This is a genomic window from Mesorhizobium sp. M7A.F.Ca.CA.001.10.2.1, assembly GCF_003998575.1.
Taxonomy (GTDB): Bacteria; Pseudomonadota; Alphaproteobacteria; order Rhizobiales; family Rhizobiaceae; genus Mesorhizobium.
On the sequence record NZ_RZQY01000162.1, the window covers coordinates 1 to 10,147 of the forward strand.

General features: G+C 62.9%; 11 protein-coding genes. 2 read left to right on the forward strand and 9 right to left on the reverse strand.

Annotation, left to right across the window (positions count from 1 at the left end):
- On the forward strand, positions 1-331 hold a 331-nt coding region (locus tag EN964_RS13105; RefSeq protein ID WP_127276426.1), incomplete at its 5' end, for an MFS transporter.
- 12 nt (positions 332-343) lie between these two features.
- Here the strand turns inward: EN964_RS13105 and EN964_RS13110 are convergent.
- The 9 genes from EN964_RS13110 to EN964_RS13155 form a co-directional block, all read right to left on the reverse strand.
- Entirely contained in the window at positions 344-1,036 is a 693-nt protein-coding gene (locus tag EN964_RS13110; RefSeq protein WP_127267749.1) for a response regulator transcription factor, read from the reverse strand.
- Positions 1,033-3,768, reverse strand: a complete 2,736-nt coding sequence (locus EN964_RS13115) for a sensor histidine kinase KdpD (protein ID WP_127267748.1) — start codon at positions 3,766-3,768, stop codon at positions 1,033-1,035. Before EN964_RS13115 ends, EN964_RS13110 begins: the two co-directional genes overlap by 4 nt.
- A 54-nt stretch (positions 3,769-3,822) precedes the next feature.
- Positions 3,823-4,389: a potassium-transporting ATPase subunit KdpC gene (gene kdpC / locus EN964_RS13120; RefSeq protein ID WP_127267747.1), complete on the reverse strand. Its 567-nt coding sequence runs from the start codon at positions 4,387-4,389 to the stop codon at positions 3,823-3,825.
- A gap of 59 nt (positions 4,390-4,448) precedes the next feature.
- Positions 4,449-6,542, reverse strand: coding sequence for a potassium-transporting ATPase subunit KdpB (kdpB, locus tag EN964_RS13125; protein WP_127272692.1), 2,094 nt, complete (start codon positions 6,540-6,542; stop codon positions 4,449-4,451).
- A complete protein-coding gene (locus EN964_RS13130) occupies positions 6,539-6,754 on the reverse strand; it encodes a hypothetical protein (RefSeq protein ID WP_127270652.1) in 216 nt (71 codons plus the stop codon). The genes kdpB and EN964_RS13130 overlap by 4 nt, the downstream gene beginning before the upstream one ends.
- Positions 6,755-6,761: 7 nt before the next feature.
- Positions 6,762-8,465 carry a potassium-transporting ATPase subunit KdpA gene (gene kdpA, locus EN964_RS13135; protein WP_127273222.1) on the reverse strand — a complete coding sequence of 568 codons (1,704 nt, stop codon included), beginning with the start codon at positions 8,463-8,465 and terminating at the stop codon, positions 6,762-6,764.
- Between the two features lie 20 nt (positions 8,466-8,485).
- Positions 8,486-8,575 carry a K(+)-transporting ATPase subunit F gene (locus EN964_RS13140; RefSeq protein ID WP_032808122.1) on the reverse strand — a complete coding sequence of 30 codons (90 nt, stop codon included), beginning with the start codon at positions 8,573-8,575 and terminating at the stop codon, positions 8,486-8,488.
- 448 nt (positions 8,576-9,023) lie between these two features.
- Positions 9,024-9,326: a DUF982 domain-containing protein gene (locus EN964_RS13150; protein WP_127269540.1), complete on the reverse strand. Its 303-nt coding sequence runs from the start codon at positions 9,324-9,326 to the stop codon at positions 9,024-9,026.
- Between the two features lie 259 nt (positions 9,327-9,585).
- On the reverse strand, positions 9,586-9,810 hold the full coding sequence (locus tag EN964_RS13155; protein ID WP_013529641.1) for an alkylphosphonate utilization protein: 225 nt from the start codon (positions 9,808-9,810) through the stop codon (positions 9,586-9,588).
- A 55-nt stretch (positions 9,811-9,865) separates the two neighbouring features.
- Between EN964_RS13155 and EN964_RS38150 the strand changes: the two genes are divergently transcribed.
- A partial coding sequence (locus EN964_RS38150; RefSeq protein WP_206528717.1) for a hypothetical protein occupies positions 9,866-10,147 on the forward strand: 282 nt, incomplete at its 3' end.

Below are 10,147 nucleotides of genomic sequence, written 5' to 3' on the forward strand. Positions count from 1 at the left end.
GATCCTGATATGTGCCCTGTTGCAGGGCGGCGGCTTCGGCATCGCCTGGCCGTTCCTGACGCGCGTCATCGTCGCCTCCGCCCCGGAGGGCGAGCAGACCATCGCCTCGGCGGCGGTGCCGACCATGCAGCGCATCGGCTATGCCGTGGGCGCCGCACTCGCCGGCATCGTCGCCAACGCCAGCGGCTTTTCGCAAGGCCTGAACCACGACGCGGCGGCGAATGTCGCGTCGTGGTTGTTTCTTGCCTTCGTGCCGCTCGGCATTGTTGGCTGCCTCGCGGCTTTGCGGGTTTCCAGACCGCTTGGCCAGCCACGGGAAGCTATCGGCTAAAACCTGGCCTGCTCATTCGGCCTCGCGCAGGCGGTAGCCGACGCCGGTCTCGGTGGTGATGTAGCGCGGCTGGTCGGGGCTCTTCTCGATCTTTTGCCTGAGCTGCCGGACATAGACCCTGAGATACTGCACATCGGTCGAATCGCCCCAGACCTGCTTCAAAAGGAAATGATGGGTCAGCACCTTGCCGGCGTGCTGCACCAGCATACGCAGGATGTCGTATTCCTTCGGCGACAGCTTTACCTCCTTGCCCTCGACCTTGACGATGCGCTTGACCAGGTCGACGCTGAGATCGCCGGTCTGGAAAATCGGCTTCTCGCCCTTTTGCTGGAACTTGTGGCGGAGCGCCACGCGAATGCGCGCCACCAGCTCGTTCATGCCGAAAGGTTTGGTGACATAGTCGTCGGCGCCGAGTTCCAGGGCCTGGACGATGCCGGCCTCGTCGGTTCGGCTGGACAGCATGACCACTGGAATGTCGAGACCATCGTCGCGCCATTTGCGCAGCAACTCATGACCGCTCATGCCGGGCAGCCCAAGGTCGAGCAGGACGAGGTCCGGCTTCTCCGCCTCCATCAGCTCGATCGCCACCTTCGCGTTCGGCGCCTCGCTGACCGCATAACCTTGACTGCCGAGCCCGACGCGCAGCAGCTTGCGGATCGGCGGCTCGTCATCGACGACCAATATCCTGACGTTCGAGTTTGTCATGCCAGGTCACCCACGTCGTGGTCGTCGGTATTCGAAGTGTCGAAATTGGGCGGATTTGCCGGCCTGGGCATTTTGATGGTGAACACCGCGCCCGAACCGTCGGTCCGGTTTGCCGCCATGATGGTGCCACCCATCGCTTCGACGAAGCCGCGGCAGATCGACAGGCCGAGCCCCGTACCGGCGCGGATCTGGTCGCCCTTGCGCACTCGATAGAACGTGTCGAAAATCCGTTCCAGATCGCCGGGAGGAATGCCTGGCCCTTCATCCATGATTTGCAGCAGGACGGAGCCATTGTCGGTCCAACCCTGCATGCGAATCGTCGAGCTTGCCGGGGCATATTTCGCCGCATTGTCGAGAAGATTGAACAACGCTTGCTCGAACAGCACCGGGTCGACCTTCAACATCGGCAAATCCCTGGGGATGTCGGTCTCGATCTTGTGCTCGCCAATGATTTTCCTGGCCCTTTGCAAGGCGGAGCCGACGATGTCGCCGACATAGTGAAAGGCGTAGTTCGGCTCCATCGCGCCGGACTCGATCTTGGTCATGTCGAGCAGATTGGCGATGAAGCGGTTCAACCGCTCGGATTCGTCGAGCACCGTCGACAGCAGTTCAGCCCGGTCCGGTTCGGGAAGCGCTGCTGAAAAATCCCGCAGCGTGCCGGCCGCGCCCATGATGGCGGCGAGCGGCGTTTTCAGATCATGGGAAATGGAGGTGAGCAGCGCCGAGCGCAGCCTGTCCGCCTCAGCGGCGAGCTTGGCGCGGTCGACGTCGGCAACCAACTGAATACGCTCGATGGCGACCGCCGCCTGGTCGGCCAGTGCGTCAAGCAGCCGCTGCTGCTCGGGCGTCAGCAGCGGACCCTGCTTGTCGTTGTCGAGGCCGACGACCCCGATGGCCGTGCGCCCCGTGCGCAAGGGCAAATAGAGGCGCCTGGCGCCCGGAAGCGTGTCGGCGCCGCGACCCGCGGCACGATTGTGCTCCCAGGCCCAGCGGGCGGCGGCGATGTCGGCCTCGGCCAGCGTGTCGTCGGGCGGATAGCCGGCCTTGACGGTGATGGTCCCGTCCTCCGGCAAAAGCAGCACCACCCGCAGCTTCAGCATCGAGGCGATCTGGAAGGCAGTAGCCCAAAGGACGTCGTCGAGCGTGCCGGCGCCGGCGAGCTTCTTTGAAAAGAGGTAGATGTCTTCCGTGGCCCGCGCCCGCGAGCGGGCGGCGACCGCCTGGCGCTGCACGCGCGCCGTCAGATTGCTGGCGATGACCGCAACGACGAGAAAGACGCCGAGCGCGACGATGCTCTCCGGATCCCGGATCGTCAGCGTATAGCGAGGCTCCAGGAAGAAATAATTGAAAGCAAGGGCGCTGGCGAAACAAGCGTACAGAGCCGGCCACAGACCGCCCGTTACCGCCGATGCCAGTACGCCGATGAGAAGAATGATCGCCAGGTTGCGAACGTCGAGAAACTGGTCGAGAACGACGGCGAAGGCGAGCGAACCGATGACAAAGGCCGTGGCCTTGAGATAGGGCCAGATCTCGAACTGCCACTGCTCGTCCGCCGCCTTGACACTCCTCGACGTCACCTCGGCATTGCGTTCGGTTCCTGAAATGACATGGACGCTGATGTCGCCGGCATTGCGGATGAGATCGTAGGTGAGCGAACCTTCGATCAATTCCCGCCAGCGCGACCGGGTCGGCCTGCCGACCACGATATGGGTGAAATTGTTCGCCGTCGCATGGCGAACAATGTCCTGCGCGATGTTCTGACCGGGAATGGTGGTCACCTCGGCGCCGAGCTGTTCGGCAAGCCGCAGGTTCGTAGCGAGCCGATCCTTGTCCGCTTCGGGCATGCTGGCCGAGCGAGGGCTGTCGACATGCAGCGCCGTCCACGGGGCACGGAGCCGGTCGGCCAGCCTGCGCGCATAGCGAATACGCGCCGCCCCGCCCGGACGCGCGTCGACGCAGACGAGAACCCTTTCCCCCGCGGCCCACGGTCCGGGAATGGCGTGGGCCTGCATATGGATCAGCAACTGGTCGTCGACGCGCTGCGCGGTGCGGCGCAGCGCCAGCTCCCTGAGCGCCGTCAGATTGCCCGGCGAGAAATAGTTCTCGATCGCGCGCTGCGCGGTGTTGGGGAAATAGACCTTGCCTTCCTCGAGCCGCTTGATCAGGTCGTCGGGGGTGAGATCGATGATCTCGACATCGTCGGCCTGGTCGATGATGGAATCGGGGACCGTCTCGCGAACCCTGACCTTGGTGATCTGGGCGACGACGTCGTTCAGGCTTTCGACATGCTGGATGTTGAGCGTCGTGTAGACGTCGATACCGTGCGTCAGGATTTCCTGGACATCGAGATAGCGCTTGGGGTGCCGGCTGCCAGGCGCATTGGTGTGGGCGAGTTCGTCGACGAGAACCAGCGCCGGGCGCCGGGCGAGGATGGCGTCGATATCCATCTCGTCGAGGATGCGCCCCTTGTAGTCGACCTTGCGGCGGGGAATGACCTCATAGCCCTCGACCAGGGCCAGTGTCTCCTTGCGCCCATGCGTCTCGACGACACCGATCACCACATCCACGCCGTCGGTCAGCCTGGCGCGGCCCGACATCAGCATCTCGTAGGTCTTGCCTACGCCGGGAGCGGCACCCAGGAATATCCGCAGCCGGCCGCGACCTTCCCGCTCGGCATGGTCAAGCAGTGCGTCGGGAGAAGGTCTAGCGTCGTTGCTTCTGTCGTCCGGCATCGGGATCGATCATGGATGGCGCCGGGGATACTGTCGATCCCCGGCCCGCACCATTCACTGTTTCGCGGCGTCCAGCGCAAGGTTGAGACCGAGCACATTGACCACCGGTTCGCCCATGAAGCCAAGCTCCCTGCCCTCGACTTGGGCATCGACAAGCGCCTTGACCTTGGCTTCATCGATCCCCCTGGCCTTGGCCACCCTGGCGGCCTGGAAGTAGGCTGCTTCGGGACTGATATCGGGATCGAGGCCACTGCCGGACGTCGTCACCAGGTCCATCGGGACGGGCTGGTTCGGATTCTGCGCCTTCAATCTTTCCGCGTCGCCCTTGATGCGGTCGATCAGCTTGGGATTGGTCGGGCCGAGATTGCTGCCGCTCGAGGCGGCGGCGTTGTAGCCGTCGCCGGCGGCCGAGGGGCGGCCATGGAAATACTTGTCGCTGGCAAAGCCCTGGCCGATCAGCTCGGAGCCGATGACCTTGCCATCCTTCTCGATCAGGCTGCCATTGGCCTGGCGCGGGAAGATCGCCTGGGCGATGCCGGTCATGCCCAAGGGATAGATCAGGCCGGTCAGGACCGTGAAGAAGACGATCATGATGATCGCGGGTCTTATCTGGGTGAGCATGGAGATGTTCCTCAAAGCAATTCCAGGGTTTCCGTCCGGAATTGCGTTAAAACAAAGAGTTAAGCGAGGCCAAGCGCGGTGACGATCATGTCGATCGCCTTGATGCCGACGAACGGCACGATGAGGCCGCCGAGGCCGTAGACAAGCAGATTGCGGCTGAGCAGCGCCCCGGCGCCAATGGCGCGATATTTGACGCCCTTCAGCGACAGCGGGATCAGCGCGATGATGATCAGTGCGTTGAAGATGATGGCCGACAGGATGGCGCTTTGCGGCGTCGCCAGATGCATGACGTTGAGTGCCTGCAGCGGGCCGGTCGTCTGTCCCGGTGCGACGTAGAAGACGGCGAACATCGCCGGAATGATGGCGAAATACTTGGCCACGTCGTTGGCGATCGAGAAGGTCGTCAGCGAACCCCGCGTCATCAAGAGCGCCTTGCCGATCTCGACGATCTCGATGAGCTTGGTCGGATCGCTGTCGAGATCGATCATGTTGCCGGCCTCGCGGGCGGCAACCGTGCCGGTGTTCATGGCGACGCCGACATCGGCTTGTGCAAGGGCGGGTGCATCGTTGGTGCCGTCGCCGCACATGGCCACCAGCTTGCCCTTGGCCTGTTCGTCGCGGATCAGCTTCAGCTTGTCCTCCGGTGTGGCCTGCGCGAGGAAGTCGTCGACGCCGGCTTCCGCGGCGATGGCTGCTGCCGTCATCGGATTGTCGCCGGTGATCATCACCGTGCGGATGCCCATGCGGCGCAGTTCGGTGAAGCGCTCCCGGATACCGCCCTTGACAATGTCCTTGAGGTGGATGACGCCGAGCAGGCGGCCGTCGCGTTCGACCGCCAGCGGCGTGCCGCCGGACTTGGCGATCTCGTCGGCGATGGACTGGAGATCGCGGATGGATTCGCTGCTTGGGCGCGTGCCATGGGCGGCAGCTGCCGACTGGTTGACATGGGCAAGCACGGAATCGACGGCGCCCTTGCGCACCGACGAACCATCGATGTCGACGCCGCTCATACGGGTCTGCGCTGTGAAGGGCACGAAAGTGGCGTGCAGCGTTGCCATGTCACGGGCGCGGATGGCGTATTTCTCCTTGGCCAGCACGACGATGGAGCGGCCTTCCGGCGTCTCGTCGGCGAGCGAGGCTAGCTGAGCCGCGTCGGCCAGTTCCTGTTCGGTGACGCCCTTGACCGGGCGAAACTGCGTCGCCTGGCGGTTGCCGAGTGTGATCGTGCCGGTCTTGTCGAGCAGCAGCGTGTCGACGTCGCCTGCGGCCTCCACGGCGCGGCCCGACATGGCCAGCACGTTGAATCGCACCAGGCGGTCCATACCGGCGATGCCGATGGCCGAAAGCAGCGCGCCGATCGTGGTCGGGATCAAGGTGACGAACAGCGCCACCAGAACGGTCACCGAGATATAGCCGCCCGAGTAGGAGGCAAAACTCGGGATCGTCGCGGTGGCCAGCACGAAGATCAGCGTCATGCCGACGAGCAGGATGTTGAGCGCGATCTCGTTCGGCGTCTTCTGGCGCTCGGCACCTTCGACCAGCGAGATCATGCGGTCGAGGAAGGTATGGCCGGAGGCGGCGGTGATGCGGACGCGGACCCAGTCTGACAGCACCTGGGTGCCACCGGTGACCGCCGAACGGTCGCCACCGGATTCGCGGATGACCGGCGCCGATTCGCCTGTTATCGCCGCCTCATTGACCGACGCGACGCCCTCGACAACTTCGCCGTCCGACGGGATGATGTCGCCGGTCTCGACCAGGACGGCATCGCCGACCTTGAGGCTGGTGCCGGGCACGAGTTTGTATTTGGTGCGGTCCTCACCGGTCAAAAGCTTGGCCTGGGTCTCTGTGCGTGCCTTGCGCAGCGAATCCGCCTGCGCCTTGCCGCGGCCTTCTGCGACCGCTTCGGCGAAGTTGGCGAACAGGACGGTGAACCAAAGCCAGATGATGATCTGCAGCGTAAAGCCGAGATTGCCGCCTCCGGTGACCAGGTCCTTCACGAACAGCACCGTGGTGAGCGCCGAGACGACGGCAACGACGAGCATCACCGGGTTCCTGGCCAGCGTGCGCGGATCGAGCTTGCGGAAGGCGCCGCCAATGGCGGGAACTAGGATGCGTGCATCCATGATGCTTGCTGATTTCGAGTTGCTCATTTTGAAGCTCCGGCTTCGGTGTTGTTGGACGGCACCCGATGATTGGATGCCGAAAGGAAATGCGGTGGCCCGTAGGCCAGCAGCCAGAGGACGAGCATGACTGCCGCAAGGCCGAGAAACGTCGACAGGGTCGGGAAAGGAGGAGGTCTCTCCTCCTTTCGGTGATCGTCCCTGTGGCCGACCTTGCGGCGCATGGCATTGAACCAGGACATGACGGTCTCAGAAGGTCTGCCCGTGAGCCATCGCCAGGTGCTCGATGATCGGCCCGACGGCGAGCGCCGGGAAGAAGGTGAGGCCACCGACGATCAGGATGACGCCGACCAGCAGTCCGACGAACAGCGGGCCATCGGTCGGGAAGGTGCCGGCGGAAGCCGGAACCGTTTTCTTCGCCACCAGCGAGCCGGCAATGGCCAGCGCCGGGATGATGACCAGGAAGCGGCCCATCAGCATGCCGATGCCGATCGTGATGTTGTACCAGGGCGTGTTGCCGCTGAGGCCGCCAAAGGCCGAACCGTTGTTGGCCGCCGCCGAAGTGTAGGCATACAGAACCTCGGAGAAGCCGTGCGGGCCGGCATTGCCCATCGACGCCACGCCGGTCGGCAGCACGACGGCGATGGCCGTGAAGATCAGCATCGCCAGCGGCAGGCACAGTATGGCCAGCATAGCCATCTTGACCTCCTTGGCCTCGATCTTCTTGCCCAGATATTCGGGCGTGCGGCCGACCATCAGGCCGGCGACGAAGACGGCGACGACGATGTACATCAGGATGCCGTAGAGACCGGCGCCGACACCGCCGACGATGACTTCGCCAAGCTGCATGTTGATGATCGGGATCATGCCGCCGAGCGCGGTGAACGAGCCGTGCATGGCGTTGACGGCGCCGCAGGAAGCGGCCGTGGTGATGACGGCAAACAGCGCCGACAGGGCGATGCCGAAGCGGCTCTCCTTGCCCTCCATGTTGCCGCCGTCGATGCCCAGCGCATGCACCAGCGGGTTGCCGGCGGCTTCCGCCCAGTAGCAGATGGCGACACCGGCGATGAACATGACGCCCATGGCCGAGAGGATCGCCCAGCCCTGGCGCTGGTTGCCGATCATGCGGCCGAAGACATTGGTCAAGGCGGCGCCGATGGCGAAGATCGACACCATCTGGATCAGGTTGGAGATCGCGTCGGGGTTCTCGAACGGGTGCGCGGCATTGGCGTTGAAGAAACCGCCGCCATTGGTGCCGAGCATCTTGATGGCCACCTGCGAAGCGACCGGGCCGACGGCGATGGTCTGCTGCGCGCCTTCCAGCGTCGTGGCGTTGACGTAGGCGCCGAGCGTCTGCGGCATGCCGAGCCAGACATAGACCAGCGTCAGCACGATGCAGAACGGCAGCAGCAGATAGAGTGTGGAGCGGGTCATATCGACCCAGAAATTGCCGATCGACTTGCCGGACGCCCGGGCAAAGCCGCGGATCAGCGCAATGGCGATGGCAATGCCGGTGGCCGCCGAAACGAAGTTCTGCACCGTCAGCCCGGCCATCTGCACGAGATAGGACATCGTGCTCTCGCCACCATAGTTCTGCCAGTTGGTGTTGGTCATGAAGCTGGCGGCGGTGTTGAAGGCCAACCCTGGTTCAACCGCTGTCATGCCGGCAGGGTTGTAAGGCAGGCTGCCCTGCAGGCGCTGCAGCGCATAAAGCACCAGGAAGCCGGCGAGGTTGAAGAGCAGCAGGGCGACCGCGTAGGTGGTCCAGTGCTGTTCCTCGCGTTCGCTGGTTCCGCAAATACGATAAAGCCCACGCTCAAGCGGGCGAAGGACCGGCGAAAGCAGCGTGCGGTCGCCGTTGAAGACGCGGTGCATGTAGCCGCCGAGCGGCTTCACCAGCAAAACGACGATCCCGCAATAGACCAGGATCTGTATCCAACCGTTCAGTGTCATGGGTGTGGCTTTCCGTGCCTTCAGAAGCGTTCTGGACGAACGAGGGCGTATGTCAGGTAGGCGAGCAGGAACAGCGTAACGCCGCCACCGAGAATATAGTCGACGATCATTTTTTCAGCCTCGCTCTAGAGCGCGTCACAAGCTTTTATGTAGGCGAAACAAAGGGCAAAGAACAAAATTCCGATTCCGATAACGGCCATATCCATTGTGTTTATTCCTTTTGTTCTTTTGTACTTTGCGAATTTGACAAGAGAGTTCGCAATATCTCGAAAGTGTCCCGTCGCACCTTTGGCGACGGAGCCGGTTGTATTTTCTAAAAGGAATATGGACCCGATCGCCATAAAGGTTCGAGACGGGGCGCAGTAGAAAGAAATAGGAATTTCATAAAGATTTTTGCTCGGGCTCTTCCCGACACTCCACGCAGGGATTGTCGCCCAAGACACACGGCTACAGGATGGCGATTTCCTTGCGAGCTGCCGGAAACGCGAAAGCCCGGCTGGGGGCCAGCCGGGCTTTCTATGGTGGTGTGGCTTTAGCCGCCACGGAGAACATCAATCTTCAGGCGGCGTAGCCGCCATAGCCACGCGCAACGGCGTGCACGCCCGCCACCGGCTCGAGGTCCGGCCACAGGATGCCGGCGGCTTGCGCGAATTCGAGCAACGCCCGGCGCGCCTGCTCGACGCTCACATAACCTGGAACGGCCAGATCACATGTCTCCACCGCGTTTCGGTAAAGCGGGCCGCGGCGGGAGGTCGTCCAATTGGTGAGGAAATCGTGCATTTCGGCCAGCGAGGCAATCTCGCGCTTGAAGCCGAGGCCGACCGACAGTGCGACCGGTGAATGAAACAGCTTGTCGTGCATGAAGCGGGCTCCTGGTTTTTCGCGCGCTTGGAGAGATATCCGGGCGGGTCCGCGAACGGGACGCCGTGAAACGCGCAATGAGGCCGGAGGTTCCAGCTTGGGACTTGGCGATTTTTTTGATTGTGCCTGGTCGGCGAAGTTATCAATTCACAGCGCAACGATCGCGTGCCGGACGCTCAACGGCTCCGCAGCCCCCTTGGCGACGGCAGGCTCTCCAAAATCCCGAAGGAGCCATCGAGATCGCTTGCCGCCTTGAGGCTCACGCCTTCTTCACGAACTCGGTCTTGAGCACCAGGCCTTTCACTTGCTTGGTGTTGCATTCGATCTCGCCGGGATTGCCGTTCAGGCGGATGGCCTTCACCAACGTGCCGCGCTTGATCGTCTCCGAAGTGCCTTTGACTTTGAGGTCTTTGATCAGCGTTACGGAATCACCGTCATTCAATTGAGCGCCATTGCTGTCGCGCACGATTACATCGTTCGGCATGCCATCTCCTGTGATTTGGATCCCACTACCAGATCAGATGAGAATCCCAAAACCGATGACGACCGGCAAGTCTTCGACGCCCAAGGTGGATGAACGCTTGGGGGAAGTCCGGCATCGTCTGCAGGTACCGCTGCCAGATCTGATCCATGACCGTGGTCGGCGTGGCACATCGAAGCCGGCGCCGCCGACAACCTCCTCGATCTCCGCCACCACGCGTGAATCCGTCGCCTGCCGCATCTCGGCTTCCGCTCTGCGCCATCGAGCGGATTGGCAGCTACGCCTGTTTGTCGTCCGGATGGCCAAGCTCGCAGAACCACCCGCCCAGATACTTCACCGA